At 71.2% G+C, this 23,355-nt stretch carries 22 protein-coding genes; 7 read left to right on the forward strand and 15 right to left on the reverse strand.

The genetic code is table 11. From position 1 onward, the window contains the following. Positions 1 to 29: 29 nt before the first annotated feature. The 5 genes from ABZ794_RS16385 to ABZ794_RS16405 form a co-directional block, all read right to left on the reverse strand. On the reverse strand, positions 30 to 1,046 hold the full coding sequence (locus ABZ794_RS16385; protein WP_210785515.1) for a hypothetical protein: 1,017 nt from the start codon (positions 1,044 to 1,046) through the stop codon (positions 30 to 32). Positions 1,047 to 1,226: 180 nt separating this feature from the next. Then, positions 1,227 to 2,036, reverse strand: a complete 810-nt coding sequence (locus ABZ794_RS16390) for an inositol monophosphatase (RefSeq protein WP_357516100.1) — start codon at positions 2,034 to 2,036, stop codon at positions 1,227 to 1,229. Continuing rightward, the gene (locus tag ABZ794_RS16395; RefSeq protein ID WP_196929407.1) at positions 2,029 to 2,481 is read right to left on the reverse strand and encodes a response regulator; all 453 of its coding nucleotides are present in this window, start codon (positions 2,479 to 2,481) and stop codon (positions 2,029 to 2,031) included. Before ABZ794_RS16395 ends, ABZ794_RS16390 begins: the two co-directional genes overlap by 8 nt. Then, complete coding sequence (locus ABZ794_RS16400; RefSeq protein WP_357516101.1) at positions 2,478 to 4,211, reverse strand: ATP-binding protein; 1,734 nt, start codon at positions 4,209 to 4,211, stop codon at positions 2,478 to 2,480. Before ABZ794_RS16400 ends, ABZ794_RS16395 begins: the two co-directional genes overlap by 4 nt. Continuing rightward, on the reverse strand, positions 4,208 to 5,407 hold the full coding sequence (locus ABZ794_RS16405) for a SpoIIE family protein phosphatase (RefSeq protein WP_357516139.1): 1,200 nt from the start codon (positions 5,405 to 5,407) through the stop codon (positions 4,208 to 4,210). The genes ABZ794_RS16400 and ABZ794_RS16405 overlap by 4 nt, the downstream gene beginning before the upstream one ends. 338 nt (positions 5,408 to 5,745) lie before the next feature. Between ABZ794_RS16405 and ABZ794_RS16410 the strand changes: the two genes are divergently transcribed. Then, positions 5,746 to 8,124, forward strand: a complete 2,379-nt coding sequence (locus ABZ794_RS16410; RefSeq protein ID WP_238689175.1) for a M28 family peptidase — start codon at positions 5,746 to 5,748, stop codon at positions 8,122 to 8,124. A 60-nt stretch (positions 8,125 to 8,184) separates the two neighbouring features. Here the strand turns inward: ABZ794_RS16410 and ABZ794_RS16415 are convergent, their stop codons facing one another. Continuing rightward, positions 8,185 to 8,673, reverse strand: a complete 489-nt coding sequence (locus tag ABZ794_RS16415; protein ID WP_210785518.1) for a hypothetical protein — start codon at positions 8,671 to 8,673, stop codon at positions 8,185 to 8,187. A gap of 282 nt (positions 8,674 to 8,955) precedes the next feature. Here ABZ794_RS16415 and ABZ794_RS16420 point away from each other — a divergent pair, with 282 nt between their 5' ends. Beyond that, positions 8,956 to 11,106, forward strand: a complete 2,151-nt coding sequence (locus tag ABZ794_RS16420; RefSeq protein WP_357516103.1) for a tetratricopeptide repeat protein — start codon at positions 8,956 to 8,958, stop codon at positions 11,104 to 11,106. 4 nt (positions 11,107 to 11,110) lie between these two features. Here the strand turns inward: ABZ794_RS16420 and ABZ794_RS16425 are convergent, their stop codons facing one another. Genes ABZ794_RS16425 through ABZ794_RS16435 form a run of 3 tightly spaced genes read right to left on the reverse strand, consistent with a single transcriptional unit; the run spans position 11,111 to position 13,357 of the window. Beyond that, positions 11,111 to 12,052, reverse strand: a complete 942-nt coding sequence (locus ABZ794_RS16425) for a threonine/serine dehydratase (RefSeq protein ID WP_357516105.1) — start codon at positions 12,050 to 12,052, stop codon at positions 11,111 to 11,113. A gap of 16 nt (positions 12,053 to 12,068) precedes the next feature. Then, on the reverse strand, positions 12,069 to 12,869 hold the full coding sequence (locus ABZ794_RS16430) for a proline hydroxylase (RefSeq protein ID WP_357516106.1): 801 nt from the start codon (positions 12,867 to 12,869) through the stop codon (positions 12,069 to 12,071). A 26-nt stretch (positions 12,870 to 12,895) separates the two neighbouring features. Beyond that, positions 12,896 to 13,357 (reverse strand): hypothetical protein, encoded by a 462-nt coding sequence (locus tag ABZ794_RS16435; RefSeq protein WP_357516108.1) that lies wholly within the window; start codon positions 13,355 to 13,357, stop codon positions 12,896 to 12,898. Here ABZ794_RS16435 and ABZ794_RS16440 point away from each other — a divergent pair. Beyond that, positions 13,345 to 13,668, forward strand: coding sequence for a hypothetical protein (locus ABZ794_RS16440; RefSeq protein WP_210785523.1), 324 nt, complete (start codon positions 13,345 to 13,347; stop codon positions 13,666 to 13,668). The genes ABZ794_RS16435 and ABZ794_RS16440 overlap by 13 nt on opposite strands. 204 nt (positions 13,669 to 13,872) lie before the next feature. Here the strand turns inward: ABZ794_RS16440 and ABZ794_RS16445 are convergent, their stop codons facing one another. The 4 genes from ABZ794_RS16445 to ABZ794_RS16460 form a co-directional block, all read right to left on the reverse strand. Further along, a complete protein-coding gene (locus ABZ794_RS16445; protein WP_210785524.1) occupies positions 13,873 to 14,370 on the reverse strand; it encodes an NUDIX domain-containing protein in 498 nt (165 codons plus the stop codon). Between the two features lie 9 nt (positions 14,371 to 14,379). Then, positions 14,380 to 14,634 carry a Smr/MutS family protein gene (locus ABZ794_RS16450; protein WP_007465523.1) on the reverse strand — a complete coding sequence of 85 codons (255 nt, stop codon included), beginning with the start codon at positions 14,632 to 14,634 and terminating at the stop codon, positions 14,380 to 14,382. Positions 14,635 to 14,755: 121 nt separating this feature from the next. Then, positions 14,756 to 15,124: a tetratricopeptide repeat protein gene (locus ABZ794_RS16455; RefSeq protein WP_112584722.1), complete on the reverse strand. Its 369-nt coding sequence runs from the start codon at positions 15,122 to 15,124 to the stop codon at positions 14,756 to 14,758. A gap of 109 nt (positions 15,125 to 15,233) precedes the next feature. After that, positions 15,234 to 16,004 (reverse strand): ROK family protein, encoded by a 771-nt coding sequence (locus ABZ794_RS16460; protein WP_238689084.1) that lies wholly within the window; start codon positions 16,002 to 16,004, stop codon positions 15,234 to 15,236. Between the two features lie 62 nt (positions 16,005 to 16,066). On the opposite strand from ABZ794_RS16460, the gene ABZ794_RS16465 reads away from it, so the two are divergent. The 3 genes from ABZ794_RS16465 (at position 16,067) to ABZ794_RS16475 (ending at position 18,877) form a co-directional block, all read left to right on the forward strand. Beyond that, on the forward strand, positions 16,067 to 17,704 hold the full coding sequence (locus ABZ794_RS16465) for an ABC-F family ATP-binding cassette domain-containing protein (RefSeq protein WP_357516111.1): 1,638 nt from the start codon (positions 16,067 to 16,069) through the stop codon (positions 17,702 to 17,704). Between the two features lie 38 nt (positions 17,705 to 17,742). Beyond that, positions 17,743 to 18,051, forward strand: a complete 309-nt coding sequence (locus ABZ794_RS16470; RefSeq protein WP_124822832.1) for a hypothetical protein — start codon at positions 17,743 to 17,745, stop codon at positions 18,049 to 18,051. 100 nt (positions 18,052 to 18,151) lie between these two features. Continuing rightward, complete coding sequence (locus tag ABZ794_RS16475; RefSeq protein ID WP_238689082.1) at positions 18,152 to 18,877, forward strand: methyltransferase domain-containing protein; 726 nt, start codon at positions 18,152 to 18,154, stop codon at positions 18,875 to 18,877. Here ABZ794_RS16475 and ABZ794_RS16480 read toward each other — a convergent pair. Both ABZ794_RS16480 and ABZ794_RS16485 read right to left on the reverse strand, forming a co-directional pair. Continuing rightward, positions 18,874 to 19,881, reverse strand: coding sequence for a LacI family DNA-binding transcriptional regulator (locus tag ABZ794_RS16480; RefSeq protein ID WP_238689081.1), 1,008 nt, complete (start codon positions 19,879 to 19,881; stop codon positions 18,874 to 18,876). The two genes, ABZ794_RS16475 and ABZ794_RS16480, sit on opposite strands and share 4 nt — an antisense overlap. A gap of 37 nt (positions 19,882 to 19,918) precedes the next feature. Continuing rightward, positions 19,919 to 21,400, reverse strand: coding sequence for an amino acid permease (locus tag ABZ794_RS16485; RefSeq protein ID WP_357516112.1), 1,482 nt, complete (start codon positions 21,398 to 21,400; stop codon positions 19,919 to 19,921). Positions 21,401 to 21,602: 202 nt separating this feature from the next. Here ABZ794_RS16485 and ABZ794_RS16490 point away from each other — a divergent pair, with 202 nt between their 5' ends. Further along, the gene (locus ABZ794_RS16490; protein ID WP_357516114.1) at positions 21,603 to 23,261 is read left to right on the forward strand and encodes a family 10 glycosylhydrolase; all 1,659 of its coding nucleotides are present in this window, start codon (positions 21,603 to 21,605) and stop codon (positions 23,259 to 23,261) included. Positions 23,262 to 23,355: the final 94 nt, after the last annotated feature.

Genomic DNA, 23,355 nt, shown 5'->3' on the forward strand with positions numbered 1-23,355 from the left:
ATGGTACGCAGCGAAGCTGGTGCTTCGGGTCAGTACATCGAGAGATGAACATGGTTCGTGTGCGACGCCGCCGGAGAGCCGCTTCCACTGTACGAGCGCCAACCGGTGCCGGGATGCCAGATCTGCCGGTACCAGATCACGTAGAGCACGCCCAGCCGGTCGGCGTTGCGCACGTGCCAGGCGGCCAGGCTGTCCCCGTACGCCTTGTCGCCGCCGGTCGCGTTCTTGTCCTCGAAGCCGTTCGTGGCGGCCGAGAAGTCGCAGGCCCGGCCCTTCGGGTGCTCGCCGCCGCCACCGCTGCGCTTGCAGGAGACGTGCCGCTTGTAGCCGGCCGCCTGGGTCTGCTTGAGCGCGTTGAGGGTGCGCGGGGTGATGCACCCGGAGGTGGTCGGGTCCTTCACCGAGCAGGACTCCGACGGCCAGGACCCGTCGGAGTTGCGCGGCGCCGGCTTCGCCGAGGCGGAGCTGCCACCGCTGAAACCGTTGCTGCCGCCGGAGCTGACCTCGGCGAGCGCCTCCTCGGCTTCTTTCTTCTTCTTCGCCATCACGGCGAGTTGCTTCTGCTGCTCGCGGACCTCGGCGTCGATGGCGACCTTGGCCTGCTGCGCCTGCTGCCGGGCTTCGGTGAGGTCACGCAGCCGCTTGCTGTCCCGCTGGGCCATCAGGTCGAGGTCACCCGCGCGTTGCAGGAACGCCTCCGGCGTGGCGGTGTTGAGCAGCATCGACACCGCGCTCAGCCGACCCACCCGGTACGACTGGGCGGCCACCTCGCCCACCTGGCTGCTGAGCCCGACCAGCCGACCCTCCAGCGTCGTCAGCTCGCCGGTCAGCGCCGTCTGGCGACGCTTGGAGTTGTCCAGCTTGGCCTTGGCCTCGATGTGGCCCTTGGCGGTCAGCTCCAGCGCGTCCTGCAACTTCTTGCTGCCGCCCTCGCCAGGCTCCGCGTACGCGGGCACGGCGGCACCGCCGAGCACCAGCGCGACGGCGGCGAGCACGGCGAACAGAGCGCGGCGACCGAGCCGCGGGCTGAGCCTGGTCCTGGGCACGAAAGCGTCCTTCCGTCGACCGCCGGCCCCCGATGAACACTGCACGGCGGCGCCGGTCGGCGGCCTGCTGGCGGAGACCGCCGGTCACGATACCGGATCGTGGGCCGGTGACCAGCCCGCCGACCCTCGGGCTGTCCCGATGTCGACGGAGCGTCCCGACGTGGTCGCGCAGCGCGCGGATCAGGTGCTGAGGAGCGCGTCGCGCACCTCGGCCCAGACCTGCTCGTTGGCCGCGACGAGCAGACCGCGGCCGTCGTCGGCGGGGTGGTAGTCGACGCCGTCGAACCGGCGGGCGACACCCCCGGCGGCACGGACCAGCACGGCGCCCGGGGCGTGGTCCCAGGGCAGGGTGCGCCAGAAGAGGGCGAACTGTTGCTCGCCGGTGAGGATGTCCAGGTACTCCCGACCGGCGCAGTGCAGGCCGGGCAGCAGCTCACCGAGCCGCCGGCCCCCGGCGCGCACCCGGTCGCGGGTCTCCGGCGGCAGGAACCGGGTCATCGCCGCGCCGCGCAGCTCGCCGAGCGGCGGCACCGGGCCGGCGCCGTCCACCGGTCGACCGTTGAGCAGTGTGCCCTCGTCCGCCGAGCCGGCGGCGAGAGTGCCGGCGAGCGGGTCCAGGATCCAGCCGGCCGTCGGCCGCCCGTCGGTCAGCAGCGACACCATCAGGGCGAACGGCCGGCGACCGGCGGCGAAGTTGGCGGTCCCGTCGACCGGGTCGACCAGCCAGACGTCCCCGCTGTCGCGGAGGTGCCGCAGCAACCCCGGATCGTCGGCGACACCCTCCTCGCCGACCACCGTCGAGCCCGGCCGCAGCCGGCGCAGCCCCGCCGAGAGCAACTCCTCGGCCCGGCGGTCGGCGACGGTGACCACCTCGCCGGGCGCCTTCTCCGACACGTCAGCGTCGTCGAGCTTGCGGAACAGTGGCAGCACGACCTGGTCGGCGGCCTCCCAGAGCAGGCTGCCGACGTCGTCCAGCAGGGTGTCAGCCACGCGGCGGCAGCTTGACCACGCTGACGAAGAACTCGTCGATCTGACGGACCACCGAGATGAAGCGCTCGAAGTCCACCGGCTTGGTCACGTAGGCGTTGGCGTGCAGCTGGTAGCTGCGCAGAATGTCCTCGTCGGCCTGCGAGGTGGTGAGCACCACCACCGGGATCCGGCGCAGGTTCTCGTCTTTCTTGATCTCTTCCAGCACCTCCCGGCCGTCGCGCCGGGGCAGGTTGAGGTCGAGCAGGATCAGGTCGGGCGCCACCGCGTCGGCGTACTGACCCTCCTGGCGCAGGTAGGCGAGCGCCTCGGCCCCGTCGGAGACGACGGTCAGCCGGTTACGCAGCTTGTGTTCCTCGAACGCCTCCTGGGTCATCAGCACGTCACCCGGGTCGTCCTCGACGAGCAGGACCTCGATCGGGCTCTTGCCATCCGCCGGCGCGGTCATCCCACCGTCTCCCTCATGTCACCCGTTCTACCGCTTTCCAGCGTCTCGTCGGCCCGGTCCGGCTGGTCCGGCCCGTCGGCCTGCTCCGTCGGCTCTGCCGGGGCCTCGGGCGAGGGCGTCGCGTCGCCCACGGTCGAGGCGTTCGGCTCCTCAGCGGAATCGGCGGCGGCAGCCGCCGCGACGTCCTCGGGAAGTGCCGGCAGGGTGAACCGGATCGCGGTGCCCTCCGGCACGTCGGTGTCCACCCAGACGCGGCCGCCGTGGTACTCGACGATCTTCTTGACGATCGCCAACCCGATGCCGGTGCCCGGGTACGCGTCCTTCGAGTGCAGCCGCTGGAAGATCACGAAGATCTTGTCGGCGAACTCCGGCTCGATCCCGATGCCGTTGTCCTGGCAGGTGATCTCCCACTCGGCGCCCACCAACCGGGCCGAGACGTGCACCTTCGACGGCACGTCCGGGCGGCGGAACTTGATCGAGTTGCTGACCAGGTTGGCGAGCAGATTGGTCAGCAGCGGTTCCTCACCCGAGATCACCGGCAGCTCGGTCCAGGTCAACTCGGCGTCCGCGTACTGCCTGGCGGCCTCGGTCTGGCCGGCCACGTCGCCCATCACCTTGTTGAGGTCGACCTCGACGAAGCCGGTGGTGAGCCGCCCGATCCGGGAGAACGCGAGCAGGTCGTTGATCAGGCGCTGCATCCGTTGCGCGCCGTCCACAGCGAACGCGATGTACTGGTCGGCCCGCTCGTCGAGCTGCCCCGCGTAGCGGCGCTGGAGCAGCTGGCAGAAGCTGGCGACCTTACGCAGCGGCTCCTGCAGGTCGTGCGAGGCCACGTACGCGAACTGCTCCAGGTCACGGTTGGACCGGGTCAGCTCCTCGGCCTGCTTCTGGAGCTGACTGTTCACCCACTCGATGCGCTCGCGGGCGGCCCGGACCTCGGCCAGGTCGGCGGCGATCTTCTGCCGCATCGCGTCCACGTCCTCGCCGAGTTGGATGAACTCCGGCGGGCCGACGGTGGCGATGCGGTGCTGGTAGTCGCCCTCGGCGACCTCACGGACCTGGGTGGCGAGGCCGGTCAGCGGCCGGACCACCATCCGGTCCAGCGAGAGCAGCAGCACCGCACCGGCCACGACCACCACCAGGGCGGCCACGATCAGCAGGACGACCAGCACGTTGCTGCTGGTACGCACGTTGGTGGCGGTCTGCTCCCGGGCGGCCAGGACCTCCTCCTGGAGGTCGTTCACCGCCAACCGCACCTCGTCGAACTGTTGCCGGGCCGCTTCGGTGACCAACGCCTGGCCGGCGGTGGTGCCGCTCTGCTCGGTGGTGGTGATCACCGGCTCCGCAACCGACTGTCGCCACTGCGCGACACGCTCCTCGACGGTCCGCAGCTCCTGGCTGATCCCTGGATAGTCGTCGAGCAGCGTCCGCATCGAGGCGGTGACGCTCTGCTCCTGGGCGAGCCCTTCCCGGTAGGGGTTCAGGTCGTCCGGGTCGCCGCTGACCGCGTACCCGCGGATCGCCGTCTCCTGGTCGAGCAGGGCGTTGAGCAGTTCCTGGGACTGCACCCGCAACGGGCCGGTCTCGTTCAGCACCGCGTCGATCTGGGTGCGGTTGCGGGCGGCCATCGCCGCCTCCGCGCTGGCCAGCCCGATCAACAGGAAGCCCACGACGGTGAGCAGGGTGATCACCCGGCGGCGCAGACTCCAGCCGCCGACCACCGGCTTCACCGGCCACCACCCCGGCTGACCAGCAGCATGGCCACGTCGTCGGAGAGCGGGCCACCGTTGAGCCGCTCGGCCCGCCCGACCAGCCAGGCCGGCAGCTCCGGCAGCGACACCGAACGGTTGGCCGGCTCGTCCAGCAAGCCACTGAGGCCCGGCACGTCGAGCCGTTCGTCGCCGGCACCCACCCGCCCCTCGATCAGGCCGTCGGTGTACATCAGCAGGGACCAGTCATCGGTGTCGAACTCCAGGTCGTAGGCGATCGGCCGGCGAGGTCGTACGCCCAGCAGCCGGCCGCCGGGCGCGGGCACCGGGGCGACCCGGCCGCCGGAGAGCAGCAACGGCGGTGGATGCCCGGCCAGCCGGACGGTGGCCCGGTTGGCGTCCAGGTCAAGTCGGACGGTGGCCACCGTCGCGAAGATCTCCTGTAGGCGGCGCTCACTCATCAGCACCTGCTCCAGCGCGGGCAGCACCTCGTCGTCCGGCACTCCGGCGAGCACCAGTGCGCGCCAGGCCACCCGCAGCTCGACCCCCAGCGCGGCCTCGTCCACCCCGTGCCCACAGACGTCGCCGACGATCAGGTTGAGGCGGTCCGGGTGGGTCTGCACCACGTCGAAGAAGTCTCCGCCGATCAACGCGGCGTGCCGGCCCGGCCGGTAGAAGGTGTGCACCGAGACCTGGTCGGTCGTCATCAGCGGTTGGGGCAGCAGGCCGCGTTCGAGTCGGGCCGACTCGGCCTGGCGCAGCTCGACCTCGCGCAACCGGCGGGCGTTCTCGTCGGCGCGCTTACGCTCCACTGCGTAGCGCAGCGCCCGGGTCAGCAGCACCCCGTCGACCTGGCCCTTGACCAGGTAGTCCTGGGCACCCTCGGCGACCGCCACGACGCCCAGGTGCTCGTCCGTGCGGCCGGTCAGCACGCACACCGCGGCACCACTGGACATCTCCAACACCTGGCGCAGCCCGTCCAGCCCCTGCGCGTCGGGCAGGCCCAGGTCGAGAAGGACGCAGTCGACGTCGTTGATCCGCTGCCGCGCCTCCCGGAGGCTGGTGGCGACCAGCAGGTCGATCATCGAGTTCGTCTCGGCGAGCAGCTCACCGACCAGGAAGGCGTCGCCCTCGTCGTCCTCCACCAGCAGCACCCGTAACCGCTCACCCGGCGGCAGGTTGGCGTGCCGCGCCAGGCCACCGTGCGGGTACGGCACAACTGGGGAACCGGCCAAGCCGGCCCCCCGGTGCGGCCGGGTCACCGCCGCGAGACGCGGGAGTTCGCTGGTGATGTCGGGCTCCTTCCGAGTGCCCTGCTGATCCTGTATTAGACAACGGTCGCACACAACACGATGCCTGCGGCGCGGGCGGGGATGGGGCGCATCACTGCTCGGCCGTGGACAAACCGGGCGGCTGATGGACGCGGGACGTACCGGCCATCCCATCCGCAGCACCCGACGGGCAGGATGATGCCACCCCAGGCCCCACCACCCCCCGAGGAGTTCCCGTGGGCGCACCCACCACCCCGGCCACGACGGGCACGCCGCCCCGTCCGATTCCGGGCGTACCCTCTGCCAGCCGTGCGCTGACCCGGCCGCGTCGGCGGCTCGTGGCCGCCGCGGCGGCGCTGGTCGCGCTGGCCGCGGTCGGCGCCGGCAGTCTGCTCGACCTGCGCACCCCGGCCCCGAAGTCGGCCGACGCGCCCGCTGGCACGTTCAGCGCCGGCCGCGCGTACGAGGACGTCCAGGTGATCGCCGCCGAACCGCACGTCGCCGGCAGCCCGGCCAACGAACAGGTCCGCGCGCACCTGGAGCAGCAGTTGCGGGGGCTGGGCCTGGAGACCGAGGTGCAGGACACTGTGGCACCGGAGGCCGGTCAGCTCAGCGGGGCGGCGGGCGGGGCGACACTGGCCCGGGTCCGCAACGTGGTGGCCCGGTTGCCCGGCACCGACTCGACGGGTCGGGTCTTCCTGGTCTCCCACTACGACTCGGTACAGACCGGGCCGGGCGGCAACGACGACGCGGCCGGCACGTCGACCATCCTGGAGGTGGCCCGCGCGCTGACCACCGGCCCCCGGCCGCGCAACGACATCGTCTTCGTGCTGACCGACGCCGAGGAGGCGTGCCTCTGCGGCGCGGCCGCGTTCGCCGCCAGCCACCCGCTGGCCGCCGACGGCGGTGTGGTGCTCAACCTGGAGGCGCGGGGCTCCACCGGGCCGGTGATCATGTTCGAGACGTCGCGGAACAACGCGAAGCTGGTGGACATCTTCGGCCGGGCCGCCCCGCACCCGGTCGGCACCTCGTTCGCTGTGGAGATCTACCGCGCGCTGCCCAACGACACCGACTTCACCGCCTTCCTCGATCAGAAGTTCGTCGGGCTGAACTCGGCGTACATCGACGGGGGCGCGATCTACCACACGCCGTTGGACACCCCGGCCGCCATGGACCGGGGCAGCCTCCAGCAGCACGGGGACAACGCGTTGGGCCTGGCCCGGGAGTTCGGTGACACCGACCTGACCGACCTGCGCTCCGGGCACGACGCCACCTACTTCCCGGTCCCCGGCGGGCTGGTCCGCTACCCGGGCTGGCTCACACTGCCGCTGGCCCTGCTCGCGGTGGCCCTGGTTGCCGCCCTGGGTTGGCTGACCCGCCGGAGCGGCCGGGCCAGCACCGGCCGGCTGGCCGCCGGCTTCGCGCTGGCTCTGGTGCCGATCGTCGCCGCGCCGGTCGCCGCCCAACTGCTCTGGCTGGCGATCACCACGATCCGACCGGGGTACGCGGAACTGCTCGACCCGTACCGGCCGATCTGGTACCGGCTGGCCGTCCTGGCGCTCGCCACCGCCATCCTGTTCACCTGGTACGCGCTGACCCGCCGCCGGATCGGCCCGGCCGCACTCGCCGTCGCCGGGCTGGCCTGGCTAGCCCTGCTCGGGGTGCTGCTCGCCGTGGCGGTGCCGGGTGGGGCGTACCTCACCACCCTTCCGGCGCTGGCCGGCGCCCTCGGCGGGCTGGTCGCGCTGCGTACCCGGCAGAACGGACCGTGGCCGGTGGTGGCGGTGACGGCCGCCGCGGCCGTGGGTGTGGTCATCCTGCTGCCCACAGTGGTGCTGCTCTTCCCCGCGCTGGGGATGGCCATGGGCGGGGTGGCGGCGCTGGTCGCGGTGCTGCTCGGCCTGGTCGCCCTGCCGGTGGTCGACCTGCTGCACCCGCAGGCCGGTGGTCAGCGCGGCCTGCTCGCGCTGCGGGCCCGGCGGCTCGCGGTGCTGCCGGCCGGCGCCGCCGCGGTGGCCGCCGTGGTGCTCGCCGGGGTCGGGTTGGCAGTGGACCGGTTCGACGCCGCCCATCCCGCCCCGACCCACCTGATGTACGCGATGGACGCCGGCACCGGCCAGGCCCGCTGGCTCAGCCATGAGACCGACCCGCAGCCGTGGACGGACGGCTACGTGGACGGGGTGACCACGGTCGACGACTTCCCCGGCCTGGGCGATGCGGAGCTGCGCGGCGGTCCAGCCCCGAAGGCGGACCTCCCGGCACCGAAGGTGGAGGTGCTGTCCGACACCCGCTCCGGTGACGAACGGCTGGTGCGGGTGCGTGTCCTCCCGCAGCGTCCGGTCCGCCTGCTCACGCTGCATGTGAACGGACCGACGGCGGTGACGTCGGCGACGGTGAACGGACGACAGTTCGACGTTGCCCGGATGGCGACTCAGAAGCCCTGGGGCTTCGGCGTGGTGTTCCACGCGCCTCCGGCGGAGGGGGTCGAAATCGCACTGACCATGTACCCGAGCCTCGGTGACGGCCCGGTCGCGCTGCGGGTGATGGACGCCAGTGACGGGTTGGACGCGCTGCCCGGCTTCCGCCCCCGGCCGCCGGCTGTCGGCGTCGTCGGGTCGCACAGTTCGGAGATGTTGGCGGTCGCCCGCACCTATCCCATCTGAGGTGAAACGGTGGTCCGGCGGAGTGGTCTTTCCGCCGGACCACCGTTCCCTCTCTTCCGGTCAGCCCACCGGTTCGGGTTGGCCGGCACCGACCCGGTGCCAGCGATTACCGTCGTGGTCGGTGAAGGTGAGGTCGACCAGAACGGTGTCGCCCGTGCGGAGCCGGTGCTCCGCCGCGACGGTGACGAAGAGGTCGTGCACGTCGCGGCCGGGGATCCGACGGACCTGTTTCGCTGCGGCCAGCCCGACCGGCGGCGCGTCCGGATCGTCGGGTGGAACGAGTCGAGCCAGCGCCACCACGTCCAGCACCGGGGCGTCACTCTCGTTGGCCACGGCGACCCGCAGCACCGAGGTGCCGCGAATCTCGGCCACCGCCGAGACCAGCCGAGCCTGGGTGGCCCGGACTCGCAGATCGTCGTTACGACGGGCCCGGATTTCCCGCCGCAGTCCGAGGTAGACGAAGAGCACGCTGGCGATGGAGCCGACCGCGCCGAACCAGTCCGGCACGGAACCCCAGTCGACGACGTCCTGGATTGGCGACCAGTTCATAGGTCCATCGTGGATGCCCGTGTCGAGTGCCGCGCACGGCGGATCGGCCGGAATCAGCAGCGAATTGGGAATTCCGACACTGGTTTTGGTCAGCCGGGCGGCCTAAACGGAGAGTGTGCAACCCAGTACGGGGGTGGATACGCTTGCGGTCGACATGGTGCGGGCGGCAATCCCTCCGACTGTCCACCAGATGGACAGGTATCAAACGCCTCCGCCCCATTGTGAATTCGCCACCGAAGGGGGACCGCATTGACTGCGGACGTTCCACCCGAGGATGCCGGCGTGCCTCGGCCTGCGTACGACCGGCCGAGTCGGGTCTCCGTCGATCCACCGCTCGGGCGACTGGACAGCCCACTGCACGGGCGCGACGACCTGATCGACGAGATCGTCCAACCGGGGGAAATTGCCCAGGGCCGGCCCGGTGTGCACATCCTGTGCGGCATGGGCGGCTCCGGCAAGAGCCACGTCGCGCTGGAGATCGCCCGCCGGGCCCGCGCTGGAGGCCGGACGGTCTGGTGGGTACAGGCGGGGCGGCTCAACTCCGGGATGCGGGAGGTGGTCAGCCAACTCGGCGCGTCGGAGACCCAGGTCGACCAGGCGTGGGCCGGGATGATCAGCGCCACCGACCTGGTGTGGCGCTACCTCAACCAGGCCGCGCAGCCCTGGTTGTTGATCTTCGACAGTGCCGACGAGCCCGCCAGCCTGGGCCCCACCGACGGAGTGCTCGCCGACGGCACCGGCTGGCTGCGCAGCCCGGAGGCCGACGACGGCATGGTCATCGTGACCAGCCGGGACGGCAACCGGGCCACCTGGGGCACCTGGTCGGTGCTGCACCAGGTGCGCCCGCTCGACGCCGACGCCGGCGCAAAGGTGCTCATCGACCGGGCCGGCGCCCAGGCCGGCGGCCTGGTCGACGCCCGGGAACTCGCCCGGGAGCTGGGCGGGTTGCCCCTCGCCCTACGCGCCGCCGGCAACTACCTGCGGTCGGTCAACGCCAGCCCGGTCTGGCGCGGCTCATCCACAATCACCACCTTCGCCGACTACCGGACGGCAGTGCAGCGTCGGTTCCGCTCACCGCGCGACGCCGCCGACGTCGACCTCGACGAGTCCCTCGGCCTGGAGATCGTCCGCGAGGTCGACGACATCTCACTGGACCTGCTGGCCCGCCGCCAACTCCAACAGAGCCGGCCACTGCTCAACGTGCTGGCCTGCCTGAGCATCTCCCCGGTGCCCTACGAGGTGGTGCTCAAGCCGGCCATCCTGGCCGAGTCGCCGCTCTTCAAGGGGCTCACCGGCCGGCAGCGGGTGAAGGTGCTGGAGGGCATCGGCAACCTGGCCCTGGTCGACTTCGACGTGCAGGAGGAGGTCACCGACCCGGCGTTCGCGCACGTTCTCTCGCTGCACCCACTGGTGCACGCGATGTTCCGCGACCGCGACGAGGTGCGTGAGCAGATCGCCGAGTACCACGGGCTGGTCATGAAGCTGCTGCTCGCCGCCACCGAGGGGCAGAACCCGGACGACTCGGCGGCCTGGACCAACTGGGACGTGCTGGTGCCGCACCTGGTCGAGGCCGTGCGGGAATACCTCGTGCCGCAGAAACACAAGCACGACCCCGAGACGGTACGCCGCGCGCTGGAGCTGACCCGGCTCACCGCCCGCTACCTCATCGCGGTCGGCCTACCCGGCTCGGCCTTCGACATCCTCGACCCGATCGTGCGCGGTTGCGCAGCGTACGACCACGACCTGGACCGACCGCAGGTGCTGGCGCTGCGCCACGAACTGGGCCGCACCTGGCTGGAGCGCAACCAGCCGGAGATGGCCGACCGGGTGCTCCGCGAGGTCATCGCGGACCGCACCAGGGTGCTGGGCAGCGACGACGCCGACACCCTCGCCAGCCGGCACAAGCTCACCAAGGCGATCATGGCGCAGCGCCAGTGGCCGGAGGCCGAGCTGGAGCTGCGGCAGATCGTCGCCGCCGAGGACCAGGTACGCGGCCCGGAACACTGGGACACCATGATCGTGCGGCACAGCCTGGCGCTGGCGGTGCTGGCCCAGCAACGGGCGCCCGAGGCCGAGGACATGCTGCACGCCATCCTGGAGGTCCGCTACCGGTTGTGGCCGCTCAACCAACCGGAGACCTGGCAGGCCCGGCACACGCTGGCCCGCTGCATGCAGGCGCAGGGCCGGCTCGCCGAGGCGGAGGCCGAACTGCGGGCCACCCTGGCCACCGTCGAACCCCGGCACGCCGACCGCAGCGAGGTGCTCGCCATCCGATCCACCCTGGCCCTGGTGCTACTGCTCGAGGAGCAGGTCGACGCGGCGATCGAGGTGTACGAGCAGCTGCTGGCCGACCGCCGGCGGCTCCTCGGCGACACCCACCTGGACACCCTTCAGGTGGAACACGCGCTGCGCCGGCTGCGCGACGGCGACTGACCGGTCAGTGCGGCGCGGCCGGGCCCAGGTCACTCGGGTCGGTGTTGCCACCACAGATGATCACTGCCACCCGCTCCCCCGGCTGCGGCACGTACGCGCCGCCGACCAGCGCGGCCAGCGCGGCGGCACCACCCAACTCGGCCGCGACCCGCAACTCCGACCAGAGCAACCGACGCGCCCGCACCAGGTCCTCGTCGCGGACCAGCACTGACACCACCTCGGTCCGGCGGGCGGTGTCGAAGGCGATCTCGCCGATCCGCCGGGCACCCAGCGAGTCGGTGGCGATACCACCCACCTCGATGTCGACCGGCCGACCCGCCTTGAGGGCCGAGTGCAGGGTGGGAATCTGCTCCGGCTCGACCGCCACGACCCGTACCGAACCACCGAACCAACTGGCGATTCCGGACACCAACCCGCCACCACCGACCGCCACCAGCACTGTGTCGATCCCGTCCACCTGCCGCTCCAGCTCCCGGCCGACGGTGCCCTGACCGGCCACCACCTCCGGCTGGTCGTACGCGTGCACTACCAGCGCGCCGGTCTCCCCGGCCCGCTGGGTGCTCGCCGCCAACGCCTCGGCGTAGTGCTGGCCCACCTGGCGCACCTGTGCGCCCAACCCGGCCAACCGCTGCACCTTCACCGGCGAGGCGGTGACCGGCACGAAGACCTCCGCCGGCACGCCCAACGACCGGGCCGCGTACGCGACGGCGAGGCCATGGTTGCCACCAGACGCGGCGATCACCCCGGCCGAGGGCAACGACCCCTGGAGCATCCGGTTGAACGCGCCACGCGGCTTGAACGAGCCGGTGTGCTGGTGCAGCTCCAACTTGAGGCTGAGTTGCCCGGGCACACCCAGATCGGCGCCGTCGATGGCGATGACCGGGGTTTCCCGGACCCGCCCCTCGACAAGGGCCGCGGCCGCCTCGACGTCGCTTCTGTCCACCATGGGGAAACGCCCTTCACTACGACCAGAGGGCCAGTCGACCATCGTCGGTGAGCCCGACGAAACATCCTATGGAGATCCGTCGGCCATCCGACGCGGGACGCACCGTGTGATAGTGCCGCGGATCAAACAGAAAGCCCTCCCCGAGCGTGGGGCGCAACGTCAACGACTGCGCTTCGGCGACCACCGCCTCCTGGAAGCCGTACCCGCCGGGGATCCGCAACGGCTCGTCTTTCGGCTGCCAGCGCCGCCGCCACAACACTGTCTCACCACCGACCGGTGGCACCCGGATGTAGATGTTGAACGCCAGCTGGGCCACCACCTCGCCGTCGAGCAGCCGACCCGCGTACTCCCGTACCGCGTCGTCGAAGTGCACCTGGAGCCCTGCGTTGATCTCGCGGACGATGCCGACGTGCATCTCCCGACCCTGCCGCCGCCCGGGTGCCACGTCCGGCCAGGCATCGCGGAACGCGGCCAGGCACAGGTCCCGGGGCGAGTCCGACAGGCCCAGCGTCGACCAGCTCTTCTCGGCTGCGCCGGCCGCGTCCCAGTAGTCCTCGCGGAGTGCCCCGGCGGACCGGTGGTCGTTGATGGCCGGACCGAACTTGGCGACGACGGGAAAGACCCGGCTCTCGTCGTAGCGGTCCATCGGCGCGTTGGCGAGGGCGGCGGTGATCGCCTGGCAGCGGGCCGCGGAGAGCAACCCCGGCACCCGAACGGCGGCCAGCCGCCCCGCGATGAGCCCGGCGACATCCGCTCGGGTGATCGACTCTGATTCGACGGCGACGAACAAGGGATCGGTAGTGCTCGAATGCTGCACGGCGGTCCTCCCGTAACGAAGATCCCTCACCGGACTTGTCGCGCCCCCCGACCCGCGCACAATGCAATGTACAAACCGTAGGCAAGACGAGATAACCACAGTTCCGGGCGGCATGGCGCGGCCACCGCTACCATCGGCGCAACCGGGGTACGCGACACCGAGCCGTACGGCGGAAGCTTTCCACCGATCGGGGAATGGTGACGATTCTCGGCGTGACGCATGATGCGACTAGTTCGAACGCTGACAAGGAGTTCGAGATGGCAGGCGCCGGCCCGACGGATCTTGACATGCACGTCGACCGCCTGGAAATGGCGCGTCGAATAGCCCGAGAAATGATCGAGTCCGACCATCAGGCCCTGGAGCTCGCCGTCCGGCAGCGCCCACAGTGCTGGTCCCGACGCCCCACCGGCCACGGCGCCCGCGCCGAAGCTCTCGCGGGCTGACGCTTCCTCTCGCAACAGCGGATACTCCGGCGATGACCCTGTCACCGTCACGCTCCTCGTTCCTGGTGCTCGCCGGCTGGTACGTGGCCGTCGTCGTGGCGTTCGGCCTCTTCCTCGGCACGCTCTCCGGGTCGGTCCCGACGGACTGCGGCGAGGTGTGCGACTCCGAACGATCGAGGACGTTGCTCTTCGGGCTCTACGTGGCCCTGCCGGCGCTGTTCCTCGCAGCGCTGGTCAGCCTGGCGACGCTCGCGGCACTCATCTCCCGCACCCGGATCCGCTCGTCGACCCTGGTGGGCACCCTCGCCGCGCTGCTCCCGCTGCTCGCCTGCAGCCTCCTCGTCACCAGCCTCTGACCGACGCCCCACCGGCGCCGATCTTGGAGTTTCGGTCGCCGAATTGCACGGAATTCCTGCTTATGTCGCGACAGGAAACGCAAGATCGCGGAGGAGGGGCAGTCTGTCCCCGTCGATCATTGGGTTGTGGTGCCAGGTTCGGCGTTATATGGGGGTTTTGTCGGCCACCACAACTCCATGATCGACGAGGCGGTGCGGCTCTGCCTAGAGGCCAAGCGGGACGGGTTGGGTTGGTGCTCCGTCAGCGATCAATGCGGCCAACGGCGTGGCGAGGTCCCGTGGCGAGAACAGTTCCGGACCGTGGTGTTCCCTGATCTCCGACAGCGACCACCAACGCCACCCGGTGACGTGCTCGGCGGCGAGTTCCTCATCGCTCATCGCGCCGCGTGGCGTGAACGACGCGGTCCGCACGAGGAAGTAGTCGTTCGCGACGCCATCGTGGCCGGAAGCGTGCCCGGAGGCGACCACCTCCTGACGCCAGACCTGCGGCGGGTCGGCATCGATCGCAAGACCGACCTCTTCGTGCAGCTCTCGCCGCAGGGCGACCAGCGGCGTCTCGCCGTCTTCGACGCCACCCCCGGGGGTGATCCACACGACGATCGTGCCCGCCGGGTCCGGAATGGCGAGTCGGAGCAACAGAACCCGGTAGTCGTCATCGACGATGATCGCCCGGGCGGTTTGACGCAGGTTCACCGTCGACATGCGCGCGGCCTACTTCCAGCGGAAGTGGACGAAGAGGCGGCCGAAGTTCTTCGAGTCCTTCTCCACGCGGTGGTAGAGCTGCTTGACGTCCTTCTGGTCGAGGAACCGCAGCACCCGCTTCTTGAGCTGGCCGGACCCCTTGCCGGGGATGATCTCGACGAGGGTGGCCTTCTTCGCCACCGCCTCGTCCATGATCCCGCGCAACGCCCTGTCGATGTCCTGGCCCTTGTTGAAGATCTCGTGCAGGTCCAGCTTGAGCTTCATGCCGCAGCCCCCGGCCGGTCAGGTCCCATGTCCGCCATCCTAGGCGCGGCCGCCGGCCCGCCAATCGGGCGACGGAAGGGGCGGCCCCGAAGGACCGCCCCTGTGATGGAACTGCGCACCGTCAGCGCCGGCCGCCGAGGCGGGTCTCCACCCGCTCAAGCGCGGTCCGGTAGTCGTCGTTGGCCGCGTACATCGCGGCGGCGATCCGTAGGTGCCGCAGCGCGTCGGTGTGTCGGTTCAGTCGCTCCAGCGTCCGACCGAGCACGTGGTGCGCGTAGTGGTCGCTCGGGTCCCGCTCGACCAGCTCGCGCAGATGCTCCTCGGCCCGGTTGAGCTGGGCCGACTGGAAGTACGCCCGAGCCAGCAGTTGCCGGACCGCCGCGTTGCCGGGTTCGGCGTCGATGATCGGCTCCAGCAGTCGGGCTGCTCCGCTGGGGTCACCGGTTTCGAAGAACATGGTCGCCCGCCGGTAGTCCGCCAGAAGATCCATCTGCCACCTCCTCGGGTCGCACCGTCACCTGTTCCGACGCTGGCACAACACCGGACGTTTGGCGACTGTTCCCGGGGTCGAGATCAGGTCAGTTCGGGCCGCCGAAGGGTCAGGTGCGGGCGTCCCGGCGTCCGGCGGAAAGTTCCCAGGCGCGGACACCGCCGACGATTCCGGCGGTGTTCGGCACCACCACCACGTCGTCGCCCATCCGGGTCAGTTGCTCGGGCCGGATCAGTCGGGAGTTACCCCCGCCCAGGTAGAGCCGGTCCCAGCGGAACACCGGGCGCAGCCCGTCCACCACCTGGCGGATCCGACGGGACCAGAAGGCGTCGCCGAGCCGCCGCCGTTCCGGCTCGCCGACGTACGTGTCGTAGGTGGTGCCCCAGCGCACCGGCGCGTGCGACAACTCCAGGTGCGGCGCGAGCACCCCGCCGTCGAAAAGCGCGCTGCCCAGCCCCGTCCCCAGGGTCAGCACCAGCTCGCAGCCGGTGCCGGCGACCACTCCGGCGCCGTGCACCTCGGCGTCGTTGAGCACCAGCGCCGGCACCCCGAACGCGTCGGCCAGTGCACCGCGCGCGTCCCAGCCGGACCACTCGGCGAGCAGGTCCGGGTCGACCCGGGTGCGGGGGCCGTTGCGGGTCACGTAGTGCGGGGTGCTCACCACCACTCCGTGCCGGATCATCCCGGGTACGCCGACAGTGATCCGGTCCGCCGTTGGCAGGCGCCCGCCGAGATCCCGCAGGGTCCGGACAAACAGCGCGGGCGGCAACGGGTACGGGGTGGGCACCCGCAACGGCCGGGCCCGCATCGTTCCCGCCTCGTCGAGCACGGACGCCTTGATGCCCCCGCCGCCACAGTCGATCGCCAGTGTGGTCACCACGTCGTTGAGTCTGCCCGCTGCCGGCCGGTCGTATGCGGGCGGCCGGATAGGCTGCCGTCCTGATGAGCGCCACGATGATCGTCAAGGACCTGGCCGCCGGGCACGGCGACCGCCCGCTCTTCGCCGGACTGGACCTGGTGGTCGCCCCCGGCGACGTGGTCGGGCTGGTCGGGCCGAACGGGGCCGGCAAGTCGACGCTGCTGCGTACCCTCGCCGGGTTGTTGCCGGTCGAGGCCGGCAGCGTGCGGCTCAGCCCGCCCACCGCGAGCGTCGGACACCTGCCGCAGGAGCCGGAACGGCGGCCGGGCGAGACGGTACGGGACTTCCTGGCCCGCCGGACCGGGGTGACCGCCGCGCAGGCGGCGTTGGACGCGGCGACCGAGGCGCTGACCGCCGGGGCGGCGGGTGCCGACGACGCGTACGGTGACGCGCTGGAGCGCTGGCTCGCCCTCGGCGGCGCGGACCTCGACGAACGCGCCGAGCAGGTGAGCGCCGACCTGGGGCTAGCTGTCGACCTTGACCACCCGATGACAGGGCTCTCCGGGGGCCAGGCGGCCCGGGCCGGGCTCGCGTCGCTGCTGCTCAGCCGGTACGACGTGTTCCTGCTCGACGAGCCGACGAACGACCTGGACCTGGCCGGGTTGGAGCGGCTGGAGGAGTTCGTCACCGGTCTGCGGGCCGGCACGGTGCTGGTCAGCCACGACCGGGAGTTCCTCACCCGCACGGTGACCCGGGTCGTGGAGCTGGACCTGGCGCAGCAGCAGGTGAACCACTACGGCGGCGGCTACGCGGCCTACCTGGAGGAGCGCGAGGTGGCCCGCCGGCACGCCCGCGCGGACTTCGAGGAGTACGCCGACACGAAGGCCGGGCTGGAGGCTCGGGCCCGTACCCAGCGTGGGTGGATGGAGAAGGGCGTGCGGAACGCCCGCCGCAAGGCCACCGACAACGACAAGATCGGCCGCAAGTTCCGCAGCGAGTCGAGCGAGAAGCAGGCCGCCAAGGCCAAGCAGACCGAACGGCTGATCGAACGGCTCGACGTGGTCGAGGAGCCCCGCAAGGAGTGGGAGCTGCGGATGGAGATCGCCGCCGCGCCCCGCGCCGGCGCCGTCGTGGCCACGCTGCGCGGAGCAGTGGTACGCCGTGGTGGCTTCACCCTCGGCCCGGTCGACCTCCAGATCGACTGGGCGGACCGGGTCGCGGTGACCGGGGCGAACGGCTCGGGCAAGTCCACCCTGTTGGCCGCGCTGCTGGGCCGGCTGCCGCTGGACGCCGGCACCGCCTCGCTCGGGCCCGGCGTGGTGGTCGGCGAGGTGGACCAGGCCCGGGGGCTGTTCCTCGGCGACGTGCCGCTGATCGACGCGTTCGAGGCGGCCGTACCCCATTTGTCGCCGGCGGACGCGCGGACCCTGCTGGCCAAGTTCGGCCTGCGGGCGGCGCACGTGCCCCGACCGGCGGCGACCCTCTCCCCCGGTGAGCGGACCCGGGCCGCGCTGGCCCTGCTCCAGGGCCGTGGGGTCAACCTGCTGGTGCTGGACGAGCCCACCAACCACCTGGACCTGCCCGCCATCGAGCAGCTCGAATCGGCGCTGGCCAGCTACCCCGGGACGCTGCTGCTGGTCACCCACGACCGGCGGATGCTGGCCGCCATCGAGACCAACCGGCGACTGCGGGTCGACGCCGGGCGGATCGCCGAAGATTGATCCGTGCCCGCGGGCCGGCGCGGGGTGAGAATGACGCCATGCTCAAGTGGGAGTACGCCCTGCTGGTCCGCCGCCGCCAGGCTGCGACAAACGACCTCGGCTGGGAGGTCGTCTTCGTCTGGTACGGGCCGGACGGCTCGATGGTCGACGTGACGCCGTACGGCGACACCTCGCTGGCCCACCTGAACCGGGCCGGCGACCAGGGCTGGGAGTTGGTCGCGATGAGCGAGGACCCGTCCCTGCCCGGCAACCACGAACTGCACCGCTACCACCTCAAGCGGCCGAAGCCCGCCGACCCGCCGCCTCGCCAGCGGATGCGCGGGGGCCGCCGCACCCTCTCCGGCTGACCCGACCGCGCCAGGCCGCGCACCGGAAGTCGGCAACGAGGCGGGCGAGCGGGGCATACCGGGCGCGATTGCGGGTATCGCGCGGCGGGAGGTGGCCCGAATGGTCGCTTTGGCACAGACTCCGCCCTCGGCCGACCGGCTGCGGGCGATCGACGATTTCCTCGCTCAGGCATGGGCGGACCAGGTCCGCCACGATGATCGGTTGCGGGAGCTGGCGGTCGAGGTGCGGTTCGACCGGGGGGTGGCCCATCTGAGCGGCGACGTGGCCGATCCCACCCAGCTACGGCTGGTGCGGGACCTGGTGGGGCGGCTGGCCGGTGTCTACGGCGTCTGGTGCCGGGTCGGCATCGGCGGGCGGGCGCCGGTGGTGGTGGACCTCGGTTGTGGGCCGACCAAGCAGTGGTCGAGCAACCTGGGGCTGGACATCTACCCGGCACCCGGCGTGAATGCCGTGGCGGACCTGTCCGGCTCGCTGCCGCTCGCCGACAACTCGGTGGACGTCCTCTTCGCGGTGCACATCCTGGAGCACCTGATCGACTTTCTGCCGCTGGTCGACGAGTGTCATCGGGTGCTCCGCCCCGGTGGGGTGCTGCACGTGATGAGCCCCTGGTGGGGGCATGTGAACGCGGTGGCCGACCCGACCCACGTCCGGCTGATGGACGTGCAGACGTTCAAGGGGATCTGCCAACTGCGGCCACCGGGCACGCCGCGCTGGTACCCACTGCACGCGGGCTGCGACGGCGCCTCGATCTTCGCCGACCTGACGCCCCTTCCCCCGGACGCCGACGCGGCACCGCAGTCCCACCTGGCCCGCTTCTTCGACTAGCGGGTCCGGGTGGACTCGCGGAGTTCCAGGCGGTAGGGGGCGCGGAGTTCCCGGGCGGGGACGGTGGGATCACCCTCCAGGCGGTTGGCGAGGAGTTCGACGGCCAGGCGGGCGACCTGCTCCTTGTCCGGGGCGACGGTGCTCAGGGTCGGGGTGGCGAACCTGCCGTCCTCGATGTCGTCGAAGCCGGCCACCGCCATGTCCTCGGGCACCCGCAGGCCGGCCTCGTGCAGCGCCCGCAGGGCACCGAGGGCCAGCGTGTCGTTGAAGCAGAAGACGGCGTCGGGGCGTACCCCGCAGGTGAGCAGGCCCCGCATCGCGGCCGCGCCGTCGGCGCGGTGCCAGGCCGGCGCGGACGCCACCAGGTCCTGGTCGTGGTCGAGGCCGGCGGCGCGCAGCGCGTCGCGGTAGCCGGCCAGGCGCAGCCGGGCGCTGGCACCCTCGTCGGTGCGCTGCGCGCCGATGGCAGCGATCCGGCGGTGACCCAACTGGATCAGGTGGCTGGTGATCTCCCGGGCCGCTGCCACGTTGTCGATCACCACGCGATCCGCCGGGCAGTGTTCGATCCGCTCGCCGAGCAGCACCATCGGAGTGCCGTCCAGACCGGCCAGGTCGGCGGCGGTGAGCGCCAACGGACTGAGGATGAGCCCGTCGATCAGGTGGTCGGTGATACCGGAGGCAAGCACCCGTTCCTGGTCACGCCGGCCGCCGGTCTGGTCGATGAGCACCGTCCAGGCGTGCTCGGCGGCGGCGCTGACCACGTGACGGGCCAGCTCGGCGAAGTACGGGATGTCCAGTTCCGGAACGGCCAGCGCGATCACGCCGGTGCGTCCCTTGCGGAGGTGACGGGCGGAGAGGTTGGGCCGGTAGTTGAGTTCGACGATCGCCTCCTCGACCCGGGCACGGGTGTCCGGTCGTACGTGCACGTGGCCGTTCACGACGTTGGAGACGGTCTTGACGGAGACGCCGGCCCGTTCGGCCACGTCCTTGAGTCTGTGTCGCACGCCGCAACCTCCCCGAGGTGACGGGCGCACCATACCGTCAGCGACCCTCCTGCACGGCGGGCTCGTGCTGGGCCAGCCGGTTGCGGCGGCGGCCGTAGCCGAAGTAGATCAACGCGCCCAGCAGCATCCAGGCCAGGAACCGCAGCCAGGTCTCCACCGACAGGTTGAGCATCAGGTAGAAGCAGGCCAACGCCGAGACGATCGGCAGCACCGGTGAGAACGGCACCCGGAACGGCCGCTCCAGGTCGGGCCGCTTGCGGCGCAGGATCGGCACCGCCACCGACACGAGGACGAACGCGCAGAGCGCGCCGATGCTGACCAGGTCGGCCAGCGCGGACAGTGGCAGGAAGCCGGCCAGCAGCGCGACCGCCACCGTCATGATCGCCGAGATCCGGTACGGGGTGCCCCAGCGCGGGTGCACCTTCGCGATCGAGGGCGGGATCAACCCGTCCCGGGCGATGGCGAAGCCGATCCGGCCCATCGCCACCAGGTCGACCAGGATGACGCTGGTCAGTCCCGCGACCGCGGCGATGGAGACCAACACTGCCGCCCAGCCCGCGCCGACCGACTCGAAGGCCGACGCGATCGGGGCACCCCGGTCGATCTCGGTGTACGGCACCATCCCGACCACCACCAGCGAGACGCCGATGTAGAGCACCGTGGAGATCAGCAGCGTGCCGAGCAGACCCAGGGTGAGGTCCCGCTTGGGCTTCCTCGTCTCCTCGCCCAGGTTGGCCACGGCCTCGAAGCCGGTGTACGCGAAGAAGACGACGGCGGCGGCGCTGAGCACCCCGACGAAGCCGAAGACCGACGGCTCCAGCCCGAAGAGCGCCTGCGTGACCGGCTGCTTGATGCCGTCGTCGCCGCTCCCGGCGGGCTCGGCCGACGGGATGAACGGGGTGAGGTTGGCGGCCCTGACGAAGAACAGCCCGGCTACCACCACGAAGACGCAGATGGCCACCTTGACCAGCACCAGCAGGTTGGTGATCCGGGCGGATTCGCGGATGCCGACGATCGCCACGATGCCGAGGACCAGCACGATCGCGATGGCGCCCACGTTGACGGTGCTGCCCTCCTCGCCGAACCATCGGGTCGGCAGGTCGAGCAGTTCGGCGAGGTAGCCGGACCAGCCTCGGGCCACCACGGCGGCGCCGAGCGCGAACTCCAGCAGCAGGTCCCAGCCGATGATCCAGGCGACGATCTCGCCCATCGTGGCGTACGCGTAGGTGTAGGCGCTGCCGGCGGTCGGCACGCTGGAGGCCAGCTCGGCGTAGCAGAGGGCGGCGAGCAGGGCCACCACGCCGGCGATGGCGAAGGAGATCACCACGCCCGGCCCGGCGCTGTCCCGGGCCTCGATCCCGGTGAGCGTGAAGATGCCGGTGCCGATCACGATGCCGATGCCGAAGCCGGTGAGGTCGATCGCGCCGAGCCGTCGCTTCAGCCCCAGCTGGCCGTCGCTGCCGTCCGCCTCACCTTGGGCTATCACGTCCTTGATTGGTTTTGTGCGCAGCACGGACACCCGGTCACCCCTCCCACCGTGCGACCACCTCCGTGGCGGCCGGTGACCGCCGTTGCTACCCACCGGCGCGATTGGTCAACCGCGAACTCTTGCGGCGATGGCCAGACTGTGAAAATTTCCTACCAGCAACGCGGACATCGACGGCGAATCTTGCCGTGCACCGCGCGAAACATCCGGGAGCCCCAACGAAGGGACAGACCGCATGAAAGCCACCCGACTCGGAGTCGCCGGGCTGGTCGCAGCCCTGCTCGGCACGTTCGTCACCGCCACCCCCGCGAGCGCCGCACCCAGCGCGGCCGACAGCACCACCGCCACCTGCGCCACCGACCCGGCCACCCCGAAACGGCAGTTCCGGGCCATGTGGATCTCCTCGGTGGTCAACATCGACTGGCCCAGCAAGGCGTCCCAGACCAACCCGGACCGGATCGCGGCCCAACAGGCCGAATACCGCGAACTGCTCGACCTGGCCGGGCGACTGCACCACAACGCCGTCGTGGTGCAGGTCCGGCCCACCGCCGACGCGCTCTGGCCCTCGCCGTACGAGCCCTGGTCGGAATACCTGACCGGGGTACGCGGCCAGGACCCGGGCTGGGACCCACTGGCGTTCCTGGTCGACGAGTCGCACAAGCGGAGCCTGGAGTTCCACGCCTGGTTCAACCCGTACCGCGTCTCCATGCCGGCCCCCGGCGGCGCCGGTGCGGACCTGACCCAGCTCGCCCCCGGCCACCCGGCCCAGCAGCACCCCGACTGGACCTTCGCCTACCCACCGGCCGGCGTGGCCGGCAGCCGGCTCTACTACAACCCCGGAATTCCCGAGGTCCGCGAGTTCGTCCAGACCGCCATGATGGACGCCGTCAAGCGGTACGACATCGACGGCGTCCACTTCGACGACTACTTCTACCCCTACCCCAGCGGCACCTACCAGGTGCCGGACGACGCGACCTTCGCCGCCCACAACCGGGGCTTCACCGACCGGGCCGACTGGCGGCGGGACAACATCAACCTGCTGATCCAGGAGATGAACGGCAAGATCAAGGCGGCGAAGCCGTGGGTGAAGTTCGGCGTCAGCCCGTTCGGCATCTGGCGCAACAAGACCGCCGACCCGCTGGGTTCGGACACCACCGGCAGCCAGTCGTACGACATCATCTCCGCCGACACCCGCAAGTGGATCAAGCAGGAGTGGATCGACTACGTGGTGCCGCAGCTCTACTGGTACATCGGTCAGTACCCGGCCGCCGACTACGCGCGCCTGGTGCCGTGGTGGGCCGAGACGGTGCGCGGCACCCGCGTGCAGCTCTACATCGGCCAGGCCGACTACAAGAGCGGCGACCCGGCGTACGGGCCGTACTGGCAGAACCCGCGTGAGCTGTCCGACCACCTGACGCTCAACCGGTCGTACCCGGAGGTGCAGGGCAACGTGCACTTCTCCGCGGTGCAGGTGCGCGCCAACCGCCTCGGCGCCACCGACATCTACGCGGGCGAGCACTACTCCCGCCCGGCCCTGGTGCCGGCCATGCCCCACCTGCCGGCCCGGCCGCTGCTCTTCCCGGTGGTCAGCAAGGCGATCCGGCAGGCCGACGGGGTCCGGCTCACCTGGCGGCAGCCCGCCGACGGCGTCGGTCCGCTCGGCACCGCCACCTCGTACGCGATCTATCGGTTCGACGGCACCACGCTGCCCGGTCGGTGCGCCACTGCCGACGCCGCGCACCTGGTCGGCACCGTCCGGGCCACGCCCGGCAACGACCAGTCCTGGGTGGACACCTCGGCCGAGCCTGGTCGGCGCTACACCTACCGACTGACCGCACTGGACCGGTCGGCGAACGAGAGCCCCGCCAGCCCGCCGGCATTCGTCCTGCGCTGACCCGCTTTTCCGAATGCCCCGGACGCCTCACGCATCCGGGGCATTCGTCTGTTTCAACGCATGTCACCAATAGTTGGCGATACGCATACCGCCT

The organism is Micromonospora sp. NPDC047187 (assembly GCF_040643355.1).
In the GTDB taxonomy this organism is placed as follows: Bacteria; Actinomycetota; Actinomycetes; order Mycobacteriales; family Micromonosporaceae; genus Micromonospora; species Micromonospora salmantinae.

Bases quoted from the DNA above. Each gene is read 5' to 3' on its own strand.
- ABZ794_RS16475 (WP_238689082.1), top strand. From the start codon at position 18,152: ATGGTCGCTTTGGCACAGACTCCGCCCTCGGCCGACCGGCTGCGGGCG.
- ABZ794_RS16395 (WP_196929407.1), bottom strand. From the start codon at position 2,481: ATGACCGCGCCGGCGGATGGCAAGAGCCCGATCGAGGTCCTGCTCGTC.
- ABZ794_RS16465 (WP_357516111.1), top strand. From the start codon at position 16,067: ATGAGCGCCACGATGATCGTCAAGGACCTGGCCGCCGGGCACGGCGAC.
- ABZ794_RS16490 (WP_357516114.1), top strand. From the start codon at position 21,603: ATGAAAGCCACCCGACTCGGAGTCGCCGGGCTGGTCGCAGCCCTGCTC.
- ABZ794_RS16425 (WP_357516105.1), bottom strand. From the start codon at position 12,052: ATGGTGGACAGAAGCGACGTCGAGGCGGCCGCGGCCCTTGTCGAGGGG.
- ABZ794_RS16470 (WP_124822832.1), top strand. From the start codon at position 17,743: ATGCTCAAGTGGGAGTACGCCCTGCTGGTCCGCCGCCGCCAGGCTGCG.
- ABZ794_RS16450 (WP_007465523.1), bottom strand. From the start codon at position 14,634: ATGAAGCTCAAGCTGGACCTGCACGAGATCTTCAACAAGGGCCAGGAC.
- ABZ794_RS16415 (WP_210785518.1), bottom strand. From the start codon at position 8,673: ATGAACTGGTCGCCAATCCAGGACGTCGTCGACTGGGGTTCCGTGCCG.
- ABZ794_RS16455 (WP_112584722.1), bottom strand. From the start codon at position 15,124: ATGGATCTTCTGGCGGACTACCGGCGGGCGACCATGTTCTTCGAAACC.
- ABZ794_RS16440 (WP_210785523.1), top strand. From the start codon at position 13,345: ATGACCCTGTCACCGTCACGCTCCTCGTTCCTGGTGCTCGCCGGCTGG.
- ABZ794_RS16445 (WP_210785524.1), bottom strand. From the start codon at position 14,370: ATGTCGACGGTGAACCTGCGTCAAACCGCCCGGGCGATCATCGTCGAT.